A 15,982-nucleotide genomic window follows, 5' to 3' on the forward strand; every position below is an offset into this window, starting at 1 on the left:
GGACAAGCCTCCGTCTACACGGTGGCTCCCCCTAGAACCACCCGTCTTGCATTTCGAGACAAGTGTCGTCGCGGGCCTCGAGCAATGCCAGGTCATTATGGCAGCCAGGCACCTCCCAGGTCAGGAAATAACGCGCGGCCTGCAGCTTGCCCAGGTAGAAATCGCGATCGGCGTCGTTGCCCTGAAGCAGGCCGAGTTCGGCGTGGATCGCTTGCTGCAGCCAGCGCCAGCCGATCACGCAATGACCAAATGCCTTGAGGTACAGGGCGGCGTTGGCCAATGTCGCGCTGACCTTGCCCTGTCCCAGGTCGCCCAGCAGGGCCAGGGTCACGCCTTGCAGGCGATTGACCAGCTGTTCCAGGGGCCGGCGCAGGGCGTCCAGGTTGGGGTGGTGGCTGGCGCGCTCGGCGGTGGCGGCGATCAGGCGGATCAGTTGCTTGAGCCCGGCCCCGTCACGCTGAGCCAGTTTGCGGCCGAGCAGGTCGAGTGCCTGGATGCCCTCGGTGCCTTCATGGATCGGGTTCAAGCGGTTGTCGCGGTAGTACTGCTCCACCGGATACTCGCGGGTGTAGCCGTGGCCACCGAGGATCTGGATGGCCAGTTCGTTGGCTTTCAGGCAATAGGCCGAGGGCCAGGACTTGACGATGGGCGTCAGCAGATCGAGCAATACCTGGGCTTGCTGGCGTTCGGTCAGGTCGGCCGCGGTGTGCGTGTCATCGAACAGACGCGCAGCGTAGAGGCCCAGGTCGAAGGCGCCTTCGACGTAGGCTTTCTGCGCCAGCAGCATGCGCTTGACGTCGGCATGCTCACTGATCGCCACCGGCGGGCTTTGCGGGTCCTTGTTGTCCGGCAGGCGGCCTTGCGGCCGTTGACGGGCGTACTCCAGCGAGTAGAGGTAGCCGGCATAGCCGAGCATCACTGCACCCATGCCGACACCGATACGGGCCTCGTTCATCATCTGGAACATGCAGGCCAGGCCCTGGTGCGGCTGGCCGACCAGATAGCCGACGCACTGGCCGTCGTCACCGAAGTTCAGCGCCGTGGAGGTCGTGCCGCGCCAGCCCATCTTGTGGAACAACCCGGCCAGCACTACGTCGTTGCGCGGGCCGAGGCTGCCATCGGCGTTGACCCGATACTTGGGCACGATGAACAGCGAGATGCCTTTGACCCCGGGCGGGGCGTCCGGAAGCTTGGCCAGGACCATGTGGACGATGTTCTCCGACAGTTCGTGGTCGCCGCCGGAGATGAAGATCTTGTTGCCCTTGATGTGGTAGGTCCCATCGCCCAGCGGTTCGGCGCGCGTGCGGATATCGGCCAGCGAGGATCCGGCGTGCGGCTCGGTCAGGGCCATGGTGCCGAAGTAGCGACCCTCGATCATGGGCTGCAGGAACAGACGCTTCTGTTCATCGCTGCCGAAGCTCTCGATCAGATTGGCCGCGCCCATGGTCAGGAACGGGTAGGCCGTTGTGCCGGCGTTGGCGGCCTGGAAGTGAGCGAAGCAGGCCTGGGAGACCAGGCTGGGCAGTTGCATGCCGCCGACGTCGAAGTCGCGGTTGGCGTTGAGGAAGCCGGCGTCGAGAAACGCTTCGATGGCCGGCTTGACCTCGGCAATCAGCTCGGCCCGGCCCTCGACGTAGCGAGGCTCGTTTTCATCGGCCTTGCGGTTGTGCGGGGCGAAGTACTTTTCGGCGACGGTGCGGGCAGTCGCCAGCGCTGCGTCGAAGGTTTCGCGGCTGTGCTCGGCGAAACGCGGGCGCTGGGTGAGGGTTTGGGCGTCGAGAACTTCGTAGAGTTCGAAGGCCAGGTTGCGGGCGCTGAGCAGGGTCTCGGGCATGGGAGCGGTCCTGGGACGGGGATGCTACGAGTCTAGGCGGGGCGTGGAGGCAGGGGGAGGTTAATAGGTTTGGGTGATATGGGTATAGAAAGGGTGGGGCATGCAGGTGCATGCCTTGATGCTTTCAGCGCCTGTGAAATCGAGCGCCGCGCGGGCGGCGCTCGATCTGGCAGGCGCCAAACCTCTCAAGGCGTACACCATGAAAAAGGAGAGCCGAAGCTCTCCTTTCTCTGTCCAGCAACCGCCCACCATCAACCGATGGTCATCAGGCTCGCGTTCCCGCCAGCGGCCGCGGTGTTCACACTCACCGCGCGCTCGATGACCAACCGCTCCAGCGCAATCTGGTGATCGCCGCTGGACAGCCCATGCACACCGACGATGGCACCGGCGCGCTTGGCCACCTGCTGGCAAACGCGGCGCAGTTGGTCCGAGTCGCCATGATGGAGCACAGCGTCGAATGCCACTTCGTCCTTGTTCCAGTCCGCTACCAGCTTGACCTTGGCCTGCAGCTCCTTCGGCAGGCGGCCACGCAGAGCCTTGCCGGGCTCGCCGTCGACCCATACTGCCGAGCTGCCCACCGCCAGTACGGCGGCGAACTGCGCCAGCAGATCAGCCTCGTTGTCTGCCAGGCACAACACGTGCTCGCGGGGCAGGATGGTGTAGCTGTTGCGCTCGCCGGTCGGACCGGGGAGCAGGCGGGCGATGCCGCTCTGCGACTGGCCGGCGAACTGATCGCACAATGCGGCCAGGTCGGCTTGCTGGTTGCTCTGCGCCCAGTCCTTGAGGACGTGCAGCGGCTTGATCAGTTGATCGTGCAGGGCGCGATCCGGCTGGCCGGCGCCGTCCTGTTGCTGGAAGTGGCGACCGATCGCGTCCGCCGGGCGGGTCGACAGCAGGCGGTACAGGTACAGCGGGCCACCTGCTTTCGGACCGGTGCCGGACAGACCTTCACCGCCAAACGGCTGCACGCCGACGACCGCACCGACGATGTTGCGGTTGACGTACATGTTGCCGGCGTTGGCTTTCTCCACCACCTTGGCGATGGTCTCGTCGATGCGGGTATGCACGCCGAGGGTCAGGCCGTAGCCGGAGTCGTTGATCTGCTGGATCAGTTGGTCCAGGTTGCGGCGGTTGTAGCGCACCACGTGGAGGACAGGGCCGAAGATCTCGCGCTTGAGCTCGTCGAAGCTCTCCAGTTCGATCAGGGTCGGCATGACGAAGGTGCCGCGCTTGACCTCGGCGGCATCGGCGATGGCTACCTGGTAGACCGAGCGACCTTTTTCGCGCATGCCCTGGATGTGCTTCTCGATGCCAGCCTTGGCTTCGGCATCGATCACCGGGCCAATGTCCACGGCCAGGCGGTCGGGATTGCCCAGGCGGCTTTCGGCCATGGCGCCCTTGAGCATCTCGATCACGCGGTCGGCGGAATCTTCCTGCAGGCACAGCACGCGTAGGGCCGAGCAGCGCTGACCGGCGCTGTCGAAGGCCGACGACACCACGTCGATGACCACTTGCTCGGTGAGTGCCGAGGAGTCGACGATCATCGCGTTCTGGCCACCGGTTTCGGCGATCAACGGGATCGGACGGCCCTGGTTGTCCAGGCGGCCGGCGACATTGCGTTGCAGCAGACGGGCGACTTCGGTGGAACCTGTGAACATCACGCCTTTGACGCGCTCGTCACCGACCAGGCCGGCACCGACGCTTTCGCCCTGGCCTGGCAGCAGTTGCAGCACGCCCTCGGGAATGCCGGCTTCGAGCAGCAGGCGCACTGCTTGGGCAGCGATCAGCGGGGTCTGTTCGGCAGGCTTGGCCAGTACCGGGTTGCCCGCGGCCAGTGCGGCCGCGACCTGGCCGGTGAAGATCGCCAGTGGGAAGTTCCACGGACTGATGCACACCACTGGACCCAGTGGGCGATGCGCGTCATTGCTGAAGTCGTTGCGTGCCTGCACAGCGTAGTAACGCAGGAAGTCCACTGCCTCGCGCACTTCGGCGATGGCGTTGGCGAAGGTCTTGCCGGCTTCGCGGATCAGCAGGCCCATCAGCGGCTGGATCTCCGCTTCCATCAGGTCGGCGGTACGCTCGAGGATCGCGGCACGCTCGGCCGGTGGAGTGGCCTGCCAGATCGGTGCGGCGTTGAGCGCGCACTGGATGGCATTGTCGACGTCGGCCACGGTGGCTTCGTGCACGTGGCCGACCACGTCACGGTGATCTGCAGGGTTGAGTACCGCAATTGCTGGGCTTTCGCTGGCGGCGCACGCCAGCAGCGGGGCGGCTTTCCAGTCGTTGTGAGCGGTGGCCAGCATGGCGCAGGACAGCGACGCCAGGCGGTGTTCGTTGGCCATGTCGATGCCCGCCGAGTTGGCCCGTTCGCTGCCGTACAGCTCGCGAGGCAGCGGAATGCGTGGGTGCGGCAGGCCGATGCCGCCTTCCTGGGTAGCCATGCGTTCGATGCTGACGACCGGATCGGCCACCAGCTCCTGAATGGAGATCGAGTGGTCGGCGATACGGTTGACGAACGAGGTGTTGGCGCCGTTTTCCAGCAGACGGCGAACCAGGTAGGCCAGCAGCGTTTCGTGAGTGCCCACCGGGGCGTAGACGCGGCAGGGGCGGTTCAGTTTGCCTTCGGAGACCTTGCCGACCACTTGTTCGTACAGCGGTTCGCCCATGCCGTGCAGGCACTGGAACTCGTACTGGCCGGGGTAGTAGTTCTGCCCGGCGATATGGTAGATCGCCGACAGGGTGTGGGCGTTGTGGGTGGCGAACTGCGGGTAGATGGATTCCGGCACGGCCAGCAGTTTGCGGGCGCAGGCCACATAGGACACGTCGGTGTAAACCTTGCGGGTGTAGACCGGATAGCCTTCCAAGCCCTCGACCTGCGCGCGCTTGATCTCGCTGTCCCAGTAGGCGCCTTTGACCAGGCGGATCATCAGACGGTGACGGCTGCGCTTGGCCAGGTCGATGACGTAGTCGATGACGTACGGGCAGCGCTTCTGGTAGGCCTGGATGACGAAGCCGATACCGTTCCAGCCAGCCAGAGACGGCTCGAAGCACAGGCGCTCGAGCAGGTCGAGCGACAATTCCAGGCGGTCGGCCTCCTCGGCATCGATGTTCAGGCCGATGTCATATTGCTTGGCCAGCAGGGTCAGCGACAGCAGGCGCGGGTACAGCTCTTCCATCACGCGCTCGTACTGCGCGCGGCTGTAGCGCGGGTGCAGGGCGGAGAGCTTGATGGAGATGCCTGGACCTTCATAGATGCCACGGCCATGGGAGGCCTTGCCAATCGAGTGGATCGCTTGCTCGTAGGAGGCCAGGTACTTCTGTGCATCCTGTTCGGTCAGCGCGGCTTCGCCGAGCATGTCGTAGGAGTAGCGGAAGCCCTTGGATTCGAAGCGGCTGGCGTTGGCCAGGGCTTCGGCGATGGTTTCGCCGGTGACGAACTGTTCGCCCATCAGGCGCATGGCCATGTCGACGCCCTTGCGGATCATCGGTTCGCCACTCTTGCCGATGATCCGCGTGAGCGAAGCGGACAGGCCGGATTCGTTGTGGGTGGAGACCAGCTTGCCGGTCAGCAGCAGACCCCAGGTCGCGGCGTTGACGAACAGCGACGGGCTGTTGCCCAGGTGTGGCTGCCAGTTACCGTTGCTGATCTTGTCGCGGATCAGGGCGTCGCGGGTGCCCTTGTCGGGGATGCGCAGCAGTGCTTCGGCCAGGCACATCAGCGCCACGCCTTCCTGGGACGACAGGGAGAACTCCTGCAACAGCCCCTGGACGATGCCGGCACGTCCACCGGCGCTCTTCTGATTGCGCAGCTTCTCGGCAATGCCGGCGGCCAGCTTGTTGGTGGCCTCGGCCTGCGCCGTGGTCAGTCGCGCCTGCTCCAGAAGCATGGGCACCACTTCCTGCTCGGGGCGGCGATAGGCGGCGGTGATGGCCGAGCGCAGGACCGACTGCGGCAGGATGCTCTCGGCGAACTCGAGGAAGCACTGATGGCCATGGTCCGGCTGGATGTCACCGACATCGTCGGCTAGGCTGCTGGCATGGCCATCGAGTTCAGACAGAGTGGCGCCACCCTCGAGCTTTTCCAGGTAGTTGAAGATCGCTTGCTTGATCAACCAGTGTGGTGTGCGGTCGATGGATTGTGCAGCGGTCTTGAGTCGCTCACGGGTGGGGTCGTCGAGTTTGACACCCAGGGTGGTCGTCGCCATGTCTTATCCTCGTTATTGCCACGGCTGTGGCCTTAGCTGGCGCCAAGATTAGCGGGAGGCGAATTCGGGTGCAACTAGGTGCAACCGGAAATTTTGACGGTCGGGGTGCAACTCGTCAGTTGCCTCAATCTACAACGGAAAAATGCTCAGGCTCAGTGCGTTTTTTTCTTAAAAACACCTTTTTTGCTCCATAAAGGAGCAAAAAGTAGGTTATTTCGGAAAAAATGCTTACGGTGCAACTGCTTGTAGAAAAGGGGTTGCACCTTGTTTGCGTTGTTGCATAGGATGCGCCGCCTGGGTGCAACCATCCTCAGGTGGTTGTACGTGAGATAAAAACAAACGCCAGGGCACACGTATGGGCAATCCACTCACGATCACCTTCGTGATCTACATCGCGGCAATGGTGCTGATCGGCTTCGCGGCCTATCGCTCCACCAAGAACCTTTCCGACTATATTCTCGGCGGTCGTAGCCTCGGCAGCGTGGTTACCGCGCTCTCCGCCGGCGCTTCCGACATGAGCGGCTGGCTGCTGATGGGCCTGCCGGGGGCCATCTACTTCTCCGGCCTGTCCGAAGCCTGGATCGCCATCGGCCTGACCGTCGGCGCCTATCTGAACTGGCTGTTCGTCGCCGGGCGCCTGCGCGTGCAGACCGAGCACAACGGTGATGCACTGACTCTGCCGGACTACTTCGCCAGCCGTTTCGAAGACAGCAGTGGCCTGCTGCGCATCATTTCGGCGGTGGTCATCCTGGTATTCTTCACCATCTACTGCGCCTCGGGCATCGTGGCTGGTGCGCGCCTGTTCGAAAGCACCTTCGGCATGTCCTACGAAACAGCCCTTTGGGCGGGTGCGGCGGCGACCATCGCCTATACCTTCATCGGTGGTTTCCTGGCGGTGAGCTGGACCGACACCGTGCAGGCGACGCTGATGATCTTCGCGCTGATTCTCACCCCGATCATCGTACTGATCTCCACTGGCGGCTTCGACACCACCATGCTGGCGATCGAGGCGCAGAATCCGGCGAACTTCGACATGCTCAAGGGCGCCACTTTCATCGGCATCATTTCGCTGATGGGCTGGGGTCTTGGCTACTTTGGCCAGCCGCACATCCTGGCGCGTTTCATGGCCGCCGATTCGGTCAAGTCGATCGCCAAGGCGCGTCGCATTTCCATGACCTGGATGATCCTGTGCCTGGCCGGTACCTGTGCCGTTGGCTTCTTCGGTATCGCCTACTTCTCGGCGAACCCTGAGCTGGCCGGTCCGGTGACCGAAAACCACGAACGCGTGTTCATCGAACTGGCGAAGATCCTGTTCAACCCGTGGGTCGCGGGTGTGCTGCTGTCGGCGATCCTGGCGGCGGTCATGAGCACCCTGAGCTGCCAGCTGCTGGTCTGCTCCAGTGCGCTGACCGAGGACTTCTACAAGGCCTTCCTGCGCAAGAACGCGACCCAGGGCGAGCTGGTCTGGGTAGGTCGCCTGATGGTGCTGGCCGTGGCGCTGATCGCCATTGCCCTGGCCGCCAACCCAGAGAACCGCGTTTTGGGCCTGGTGGCCTATGCCTGGGCCGGCTTCGGCGCAGCGTTCGGTCCGGTGGTGCTGATTTCGGTGCTGTGGAAAGGCATGACCCGCAACGGCGCCTTGGCCGGTATCGTGGTCGGTGCGGTCACCGTGATCCTGTGGAAGCAGTTCGACACCCTGGGGCTGTACGAAATCATTCCTGGCTTCCTGTTCGCCAGCATCGCCATCGTGCTGGTCAGCAAGCTGGGCAGCCCGTCGCAGTCGATGGTGCAGCGCTTCGAAGCGGCGGATACCGCCTATCACGCTGACAAGTAACTCACGCTGAACGGCGGCGGCCCCATCCAGGGGCGCCGCCGATCGGCAGCCAGGCCTGACTCCGCCTGCAAGGCAAGGTAAACTTGCCCTCCCCGCAGGAGTTGCCATGAACTATCGTCACGCCTTCCACGCCGGCAATCACGCCGACGTTCTCAAGCACATCGTGCTGACCCGCCTCATCGCCCTGATGTCGCGCAAGGAACAACCGTTCGCCTACCTCGATACCCATGCCGGCCTGGGTCTTTATGACCTGCAAGGCGATCAGGCGACCCGCACCGGTGAGTACCTGGAAGGTGTCGCACGGTTGTGGAATCGCGACGACTTGCCGGCGATGACCGCTGACTATCTGCGCATCATCAAACGTCTGAACGCCGACGGCGAGTTGCGTTACTACCCCGGTTCGCCCGAGTTGGCGCGGCGCCTGATGCGTCAGCAAGACCGAGCCCTGCTCAACGAGAAGCATCCCGAAGACGGGCCGCTGCTCAAGGAGAACATGAAGAAGGATCCTCGCGTGGTCGTGCACCTGGGCGAGGGCTGGCACGTGCCGCGGGCATTGCTGCCTGTGCAGGAAAAGCGCGCGATCATGCTCATCGACCCACCGTTCGAGCAGGCCGACGAGCTCAAGCGCTGCACGCTGGCGATGAAGGAAGCGATCGGCCGCATGCGTCAGACCGTCGTCGCCATCTGGTACCCGATCAAGGATCAGCGCACGCTGACCCGTTTCTACCAGGACCTGACCAGCACCGGTGCGCCCAAGCTGCTGCGGGCCGAACTGTACGTGCATCACCAGGACAGTCCACAGGGCCTCAACGGTTCCGGCCTGGCCATCGCCAACCCGCCTTGGGGGCTGGAAGAGGAACTGCGCGAGTTGCTGCCCTGGTTGGCCAAGGAGCTGGCGCAGAGCGCTGGCAGCTTCCGCATGGACTGGTTGATCGCCGAATGATCCACCACTGAAGCTCCGATGGGGCGGGCTCGCCGTAAAGCAGTGTCTCCGCTGATCTTTGCGTTATAATCCCGCTCTTTAGCCGCCACCCGCCCAAGAGGCCGCTGGCGCATCTCTACCGAATGAAGAGGCTCATCCCTTGGCATTGACGATTCTTGGCCTGTCCGGCGCCCTTAGCCATGACCCTTCCGCGGCGCTGTACATCGACGGCAAGCTGATTGCCGCCGCCGAAGAAGAGCGCTTCGTGCGTGACAAGCATGCGAAGAACCGCATGCCCTACGAGTCGGCGAAGTTCTGCCTGGAGCAGGCCGGCATCAAGCCGTCCGACGTCGACGTGGTGGCCATTCCGTTCGCCCCGATCAGTCTGTTCGGCAAGGCCCGTTGGCACTATGCCAAGCGTTACTGGTATGCCCCGGATCGCGCGCTCGACGCCATCCTGATGGGCAATCGTCGTTACAAACGCTACCGCAAGAAGATCGTCTGGTGCCTGGAGCAGCTCGGCTTCGACCCGAAGAAGGTCAAGATCGAGCCGGTCGAGCACCACCTTGCCCATGCGTCCAGCGCCTACCACTGTTCCGGTTTCAAGGAAAAGACCGCGATCCTCGGTATCGACGGCAAGGGTGAGTACGCCACCACCTTCTTCGGCTACGGCGAGAACGGCAAGATCCACAAGATCAAGGAATTCTTCGACCCGGATTCGCTGGGTGGCCTGTATGGCGCGATCACCGAGTTCCTTGGCTTCGAAATGCTCGATGGCGAGTTCAAGGTCATGGGCATGGCCCCGTACGGCGATGCCAGCAAGTACGATTTCTCCCGTTTGGCCAGCTTCGAGAACGGCGAGCTGGTGATCAACACCGAGTACGCCAACGTCATCGGCCTGCGTCGTTATAAAGAGAAGGGCAAGGGTTTCTACTTCTCGCCCAAGCTGATCGAATGGCTGGGGCCCAAGCGCGAAGGCGACATCGCCGACGAGCCTTACATCCATTACGCGGCGAGCATGCAGGCGCTGTTCGAGAAGCTGGCGCTGCAGATGATCGATCACTACCTGGGCGATACCCTGCGTGAAACCGGCAAGCTGGCGTTCGCCGGTGGCTGCGCGCTGAACGTCAAGCTGAACCAGAAGATCATCGCTCGTTCGGACGTCAAGGAGCTGTTCGTCCAGCCGGCCTCCGGCGATGCCGGTACTGCGGTCGGCGCTGCGGCCTATGTATCCCACGCCCGTGGCGTACCGGTCGAGAAGATGGAGCATGTCTATCTCGGCCCTGCCTACTCTAACGAAGACGTGATCGCCGCCTGTGCCCGTCATCCGAACGCGCCGAAGTGGCGCAAGCTGGACGACATGCCGCAGCGCATCGCCAAGATCATGGTCGACGGCAACCCGGTGGCCTGGTTCCAAGGGCGCATGGAGTTTGGTCCGCGCGCACTGGGCGGTCGCTCGATCATCGGTTGCCCGAGCGTGCCGGGCGTGGCCGATCGCATCAACGAGCAGATCAAGTTCCGTGAGCGCTGGAGGCCTTTCTGCCCGTCGATGCTCGACACCGTCGCCCCGCAGATGATCAAGGTCGACCATCCGGCACCGTTCATGACCTTCACCTTCGAAGTCGCCGAAGAATGGAAGACCCGGGTACCGGAAGTGGTCCACGAGGACGGTACTTCGCGCGCCCAGGTGCTCAAGCGCGAGTACAACCCGCGTTACTACGACATGATGAAGGCGTTGGAAGACCTGACCGGTAACGGTGTGTCGCTGAACACCTCGCTCAACCGCCGGGGCGAGCCGATGATCTGCTCGCCGACCGATGCGTTGAACATGTTCTTCGGTTCGGACCTGCAGTACCTGATCATGGAAGACATCCTGGTGGTCAAGGACGGCGCGGCCCTGTATGACCAGCCGCTCTGAACCGCGCGTCCTGCAGTTCTGCCATGGCTACGACGGGCCGTTCCTCGACTGCGCCCGTCAGTACGCCAGCCTGTTCCAGGGCAGCGGCTACAAGGTCACCACGGTGTTTCTCACCGGCGCTGCCGACCCGCAGGTAGCCGCAGGCTGTGCCTCGGATGAGGTGCTGTTCCTCGAATTCAGCTCCAAGGCCGTGCGCGGCCTGAAGCTGGGGGCGATTCGTGCATTGCGCAAGATTGCCGCCGAGCGCAACTTCAACTTCTGTATCGCCCATCGTTTCAAGCCCATCTACGTGGCCTTGTTGGCCACCCGCCTGCCGGTGATCGGCGTGCACCATGCCTTCGGTGACTACCAGCGCAAAGGCCGTCAGGTATTCGCCAACCTGTTCCGTCAGCGCCTGAGCCTGCTCGGTGTGTCGGATGCAGTGCGTGACGACATGCGCCGGTGCCTGGCGCAATGGCCGGCTGAGCGGATTCAGACGTTGTACAACCGCATCGACATCCGGGCGCTGCAGGCCAGCCTGGTGTCCCGTGCCGAAGCGCGTGCCGCGTTGGGCCTGGATACCCAGGCGTGGGTGGTCGGCAACGTCGGGCGTCTGCACCCGGACAAGGACCAGGCGACCTTGCTGCACGGTTTCGCCCAGGCCTTGCCCGAGTTACCGACCGGCGCTCGACTGGCGATACTGGGTCAGGGGCGCCTGGAGGACAAACTCAAGGCCCTGGCCATGGAGCTGGGCATCGCCGGCCAAGTCGATTTCTTTGGCCAGGTGCCCGATGCACGACGCTATTTCCAGGCGTTCGACGTGTTCGCCCTGAGTTCGGATCATGAGCCGTTCGGCATGGTCTTGCTCGAAGCCATGGTGGCCGGTGTGCCGCTGCTGGCCACTGCTTGCGGTGGAGCGCGTGAGGTGGTCGAAGGCGTTGGCGTGCTGTTCCCGCTGGGCGATGCCGCGCAATTGGCCCAGGGTTTGGTGCACATGTCGGGGCTGGATGCCGAGCAACGTCAGCTCTGTGCCGAGCGCATGCTGCAGCGTCTGCAGGAGCGTTTTTCCGACCATGCCGTGCGGGAAGCCTTCTGGCAACTGCCGCAGGTGCGTGCGCTGGTGGACCAGGCATGATGCTCAATCGTCTGCAAGCGTTTCGCGAGCGCGGCTGGACGCCGATCGATGCGGCGGCCTATGCCGATGCCTGGGCGCGTTTTGGCGGCAGTGTCGCCAGCCATCCACTGGTGGTCGAGGAGCTAGCCAATCTGGCGCAGATTCCGGTGCGCTACCTGGGCTGGTTCCAGTCGGGTGAGCTGAAGGCTGCGCTGCCTGCCTGGGGGCGTCACTTGGCGTTGTCCAAGGAGGTGCTCAAGCGCGCCGGCAAGAAAGGCCTGTTCGATCTCGGCAACGCCGAAATCATTCTCCCGGCAGCGCCCCAGGCCGCTGCGCCGTTGCGCCATGCCGGACGCTATCTGTCCGAGCTGAACCAGGGGCGTTTCGTCGGCCTCAAGCCGCAGGCCGAGCAACTGGCCATGGCGCGCGCCCATGAAGACCTGTCGAAGAAGTTTCGCTATAACCAGCGTCGCGAATTGCGCCTGCTCGAAGAAGCCGGCGGGATGGTCAAACCGATCGGTGATTTCAGCGCTGCCGAGATTGCTGCGATGTACTGCGATCTGTTCCAGCGCCGCTGGGGCTTCCCGGCAACCGGAGCCGAGCGCATGGCTGAGGTGGTGGAGCGTTTGCGTGCCTTGCTGATCGGTTCGGTGCTGTTGCTCGAAGACAGGGCCATCGCCATCCAGCTGGTGTATCGCGTCGAGGCGCCGGAGTGGATCAGCGTCGAGTACGTCAATGGCGGGGTCGATCCCGAGACCAAGGCGTTCAGCCCCGGCAGCGTGCTGAGCTTCCTCAATACCCAGGCGGCCTGGGAAGACGCCCGGGCATGCAGCAAACCGTTGCGGTTCTCCTTCGGTCGTGCCGATCGCGAGTACAAGGACCGTTGGTGCAACCCTGTGCCGGTGTTTCAGGTGTGAATCGCAAGCAGCAACTCCTCAAGCGCCACCGGCGCAATAAACGCCTGGGCCTGCTCGCGGCGCTGCTCGCGTTAGGGTTGCTCGGCGTGTTCGGCGGGTGGTGGTTGCCGGTGTTGCTTGTGCCGTTGCTCTGGGCAGCGCATGAGGCCTGGTTCGCCGATCACCTGTTTTACGCGCCTGGCGAGGACTATGCCTACGATTTCGGCGAGCAGAGTGTCGAGTCTGCGGTGAGCCTGCGCGATGGCAGGCTCATTACCGACGTCGCGCTCTCGGGTGAAGAAACCCTGGTGCTGGCACTGCGGGTGAAGAGCACGTGGCTGGGGCGTTTCCTCGATCCGCGTGTCGAACTACTGGCCGGCACCGAGGGTGACCGGCAGACTTTCGAGCGTGGCGTCGACGGCCTCCGCTATCTGAACCTCACCGGCCTGGGCGCACCACTGCAGGCCGGTGAGCTGCGCCTGCGCGGTCGTCACTGTCGGCTGCTGGGCGAGCCGCGGCTATGGGTCACCCCGGGCGTCGAGCTGCGCCGCCGGCGGGTGATGGTCATCGCGCCCCATGCCGATGATGCCGAACTGGCGGCCTATGGGCTGTACAGCCAGGCCGAGGAAACCTGGGTGGTCACACTGACAGCCGGTGAGATCGAGGCCGAGCACTACCAGCGCATGGGCTTGGACAGCGCCGATGCCGCGCGGCTCAAGGGCCGTTTACGCGCCTGGGACAGCATCGCGGTGCCTCGCTGGGCCGGCGTGCCGGAGTCGCGTTGTATCCAGCTGGGCTACTTCTGCCTGCAACTACCGACCATGCAGGCCGCGCCCGACGTCCCAGCCGCTTCACGTGAAGCCGAGTTGGGCGATATCCGTGCGTTTCGCCAGTTCAACCCGTTCCCGCTGCCAGGTGATGCCGATGGCGCCCCGACCTGGAACAACCTGCTGGCCGACCTGCGCGCCTTGCTGGCCTTGGCCAAGCCGCAGGTGCTGGTGATGCCGCACCCGCAGCTCGACCCGCATCCCGACCATGTCTGTGCCCAGGCGGCGGTGCTCGAGGCCCTGCAAGGTCTGGCCTGGCAGCCGCAGACACTGCTCTGCTACGCCAATCACCTGCACGACAACGACCGCTGGCCGATGGGTGATAGTGGTGACGGTGTGGCCCTGCCGCCTCAGCTTGAGGCTGTGCAGCCCTGGGCGCCGTGCAGTCTGGTCCTGAATCTGGCCACCCAGCGTGACAAGGCAATGGCCTTGGGCATGATGCACGATTTGCAACCACCGGCTCCGTTCAAGCGTCGGTTGCGTCGCTTGCTTCAGCGCTGGCTGGCAGGCCGTCGCGCGTCGCCCTACGGTGAGAATGAGTTTTTCCGCAAAGCCGTGCGTCGCCACGAACTGTTCTGGCGGCGCGATGTGAACAACGACCTTTGATTGACCGCGATGGCGTGAGTGCCCAAGGAATGCAATGAGAGTCCTATTTCTGGTGCAGCAGGAGCAACGGGCGATTCTCGACCGTTTGTACGATGGCGTCGCGGCCAACTGCGAATGCGACATCCGTTGGGTCAGTGACGAAGACCAGCGTAACCTGCGTCGCTATTTCAAGCGTGAGGTCGACGTAGCGCGTTACGACCGCATCTTGTTCTTCCTGCGTTTCAAGAAGGAAATGCGCCAGGCGTCGTTCATCAGCACCGTGCCCAACCTGGTGATTCTCGAGCACGATGCCTACCAGAACTACATCCCTTGCAAGTACACCGGCAAGTTCAGCGCGCACTACCGCAAGATGCCATGGGCGCGGGTGATCAGCTCTGGCTATAACGTCAGCGAGCGGCTGCGCCGGGAGGGCTTCGATGCGGTGTTCGTGCCCAAGGGCTACGACGAGCAGTTGCTCAGCGACCAGGGACGCGAGCGTGACATCGAGCTGGCGTTCGTCGGCAGTACCGGTAGCGTCGCCTACAGTGGCCGCAAGGCGCTGCTCGATGAGCTGGGTCGTGTGGAAGACCTGGTGGTGACCAAGACCAATTCGGGTGAAGACTACTGCAACACCCTCAACCGCATCCGCTTCTTCGTCAGTGCCGATGTGGGCATGGGCGAGTACATGATCAAGAACTTCGAAGCCATGGCCTGCGGTTGCGTGTTGTTCGCCTTCGACCAGGGCGAGGAGGAAAACCGTGCCCTGGGCTTGCAGGACATGCACAACATCGTTTTTTACAAAGATATTCCTACGCTACAACAGAAACTTCGTACACTGCGTTCGGATTTAGGCCTGGCTCAGCAGATTGCAGAGAATGGTCGCCGTTTGGCAGTATCTCGGTTTGCGTTCGGCCAGGTCGGTCGTAGTATCGTTGAACATATGCGCCCCGACCTGAGGCCGCATCCGCCACTCTCGGCCTGGCAGCGCCTGCGCCTGCGCCTGGGAGTCTGATAACAGTGCTTTGATGCCCACGGACTGGGTATACAAAGTCGCCTGCTGTAACTCGGAGGGAGTCCGTGCGTTTTTCTGATGACAGTGACATCACGCTGGTGGTCACCAGCTGTGGCCGCTTCGACCTGCTCAAGGACACCTTGGCCAGCTTCGATCGTTACAATACGGCACCGATCCGGGAGGTGTTCATCACCGAGGATTCCGGGGACGATGCGGTGCATGCGGCTGTCCCGGAACACTGGAAAAACCACTGCACGGTGTTCGTCAATCGACCCAAACTGGGTCAGCTGCCTTCCATCGACCTGGCCTACAGCCACGTCAAGACCCCCTATATTTTCCATTGCGAGGACGACTGGCAGTTCTATCGCCAGGGTTTCGTCGAGGACTCGCGGGCGATTCTCGAGGTCAGCCCGAACCTGCTGCAGGTGTGGCTGCGCAGCCATGCCCATGACCTGGCGATACATAGCCCGTATATCCACCTGGGCGACCGGCAGGTCATTGCCGGTGTCCCTTGCTACCCACTGCTGTCCGAGAAGGCCGACTGGCAGGCTTTCTCGCTCAACCCGGGCCTGCGCCGTTTGAGCGATTACCAGCGCTGCGCGCCATTTGCCGCCTATGCTGGTGAGAAGGCACTTTCCCGACGCTATTCGGAGCTGCAACTGACGGCGGTCACCCTGGAAGGTGATGCGGTGTTGCACACGGGGTTCGGTAACCATGTGACCTTGCCGGAAGAGGTGCAGCGCAAGGCCAAGCGGCGTCAACGCGATCGGATCAAGTTGGCGGCAACGTTGGTGGTCGGTGCGCTGATCGGTACGGGAATCACCCTTCTTGTTCAATGAATATGCTGTCCCACCTG

10 protein-coding genes are annotated in these 15,982 nt (G+C 63.3%); 8 read left to right on the forward strand and 2 right to left on the reverse strand.

All coding sequences use genetic code 11. The annotated features are described in order from the left end of the window. Positions 1 to 31: 31 nt before the first annotated feature. Positions 32 to 1,834, reverse strand: a complete 1,803-nt coding sequence (locus KY379_RS12415) for an acyl-CoA dehydrogenase (protein ID WP_261238783.1) — start codon at positions 1,832 to 1,834, stop codon at positions 32 to 34. Positions 1,835 to 2,085: 251 nt separating this feature from the next. Beyond that, a complete protein-coding gene (putA, locus tag KY379_RS12420; protein ID WP_196171961.1) occupies positions 2,086 to 6,039 on the reverse strand; it encodes a trifunctional transcriptional regulator/proline dehydrogenase/L-glutamate gamma-semialdehyde dehydrogenase in 3,954 nt (1,317 codons plus the stop codon). Between the two features lie 355 nt (positions 6,040 to 6,394). Between putA and putP the strand changes: the two genes are divergently transcribed. The 8 genes from putP to KY379_RS12460 all read left to right on the forward strand — a co-directional run bounded on the left by putP (position 6,395) and on the right by KY379_RS12460 (position 15,965). After that, positions 6,395 to 7,873: a sodium/proline symporter PutP gene (gene putP, locus KY379_RS12425; protein ID WP_133324742.1), complete on the forward strand. Its 1,479-nt coding sequence runs from the start codon at positions 6,395 to 6,397 to the stop codon at positions 7,871 to 7,873. Positions 7,874 to 7,979: 106 nt separating this feature from the next. Then, positions 7,980 to 8,816 (forward strand): 23S rRNA (adenine(2030)-N(6))-methyltransferase RlmJ, encoded by an 837-nt coding sequence (locus KY379_RS12430; RefSeq protein WP_133324740.1) that lies wholly within the window; start codon positions 7,980 to 7,982, stop codon positions 8,814 to 8,816. A 139-nt stretch (positions 8,817 to 8,955) separates the two neighbouring features. Next, a complete protein-coding gene (locus KY379_RS12435; RefSeq protein WP_133324738.1) occupies positions 8,956 to 10,713 on the forward strand; it encodes a carbamoyltransferase in 1,758 nt (585 codons plus the stop codon). Continuing rightward, positions 10,697 to 11,827: a glycosyltransferase gene (locus tag KY379_RS12440; protein WP_261238784.1), complete on the forward strand. Its 1,131-nt coding sequence runs from the start codon at positions 10,697 to 10,699 to the stop codon at positions 11,825 to 11,827. The genes KY379_RS12435 and KY379_RS12440 overlap by 17 nt, the downstream gene beginning before the upstream one ends. Further along, positions 11,827 to 12,723, forward strand: a complete 897-nt coding sequence (locus KY379_RS12445) for a GNAT family N-acetyltransferase (protein WP_133325160.1) — start codon at positions 11,827 to 11,829, stop codon at positions 12,721 to 12,723. The genes KY379_RS12440 and KY379_RS12445 overlap by 1 nt, the downstream gene beginning before the upstream one ends. Continuing rightward, the gene (locus KY379_RS12450; protein WP_261238785.1) at positions 12,720 to 14,135 is read left to right on the forward strand and encodes a PIG-L deacetylase family protein; all 1,416 of its coding nucleotides are present in this window, start codon (positions 12,720 to 12,722) and stop codon (positions 14,133 to 14,135) included. Before KY379_RS12445 ends, KY379_RS12450 begins: the two co-directional genes overlap by 4 nt. 34 nt (positions 14,136 to 14,169) lie before the next feature. Continuing rightward, entirely contained in the window at positions 14,170 to 15,126 is a 957-nt protein-coding gene (locus KY379_RS12455) for a glycosyltransferase (protein WP_133324732.1), read from the forward strand. Between the two features lie 65 nt (positions 15,127 to 15,191). After that, positions 15,192 to 15,965: a glycosyltransferase family 2 protein gene (locus KY379_RS12460; RefSeq protein ID WP_261238786.1), complete on the forward strand. Its 774-nt coding sequence runs from the start codon at positions 15,192 to 15,194 to the stop codon at positions 15,963 to 15,965. Positions 15,966 to 15,982 lie beyond the last annotated feature (17 nt).

The sequence above is a fragment of the Pseudomonas sp. HD6422 genome, assembly GCF_025377065.1.
Lineage (GTDB): Bacteria > Pseudomonadota > Gammaproteobacteria > Pseudomonadales > Pseudomonadaceae > Aquipseudomonas > Aquipseudomonas putida_U.

What these genes read in the sequence shown, in the direction of transcription:
- KY379_RS12415 (WP_261238783.1), bottom strand. Translation starts at nt 1,834, where the DNA reads ATGCCCGAGACCCTGCTCAGCGCCCGCAACCTGGCCTTCGAACTCTAC.
- KY379_RS12440 (WP_261238784.1), top strand. Translation starts at nt 10,697, where the DNA reads ATGACCAGCCGCTCTGAACCGCGCGTCCTGCAGTTCTGCCATGGCTAC.
- KY379_RS12430 (WP_133324740.1), top strand. Translation starts at nt 7,980, where the DNA reads ATGAACTATCGTCACGCCTTCCACGCCGGCAATCACGCCGACGTTCTC.
- KY379_RS12445 (WP_133325160.1), top strand. Translation starts at nt 11,827, where the DNA reads ATGCTCAATCGTCTGCAAGCGTTTCGCGAGCGCGGCTGGACGCCGATC.
- putP (WP_133324742.1), top strand. Translation starts at nt 6,395, where the DNA reads ATGGGCAATCCACTCACGATCACCTTCGTGATCTACATCGCGGCAATG.
- KY379_RS12455 (WP_133324732.1), top strand. Translation starts at nt 14,170, where the DNA reads ATGAGAGTCCTATTTCTGGTGCAGCAGGAGCAACGGGCGATTCTCGAC.
- putA (WP_196171961.1), bottom strand. Translation starts at nt 6,039, where the DNA reads ATGGCGACGACCACCCTGGGTGTCAAACTCGACGACCCCACCCGTGAG.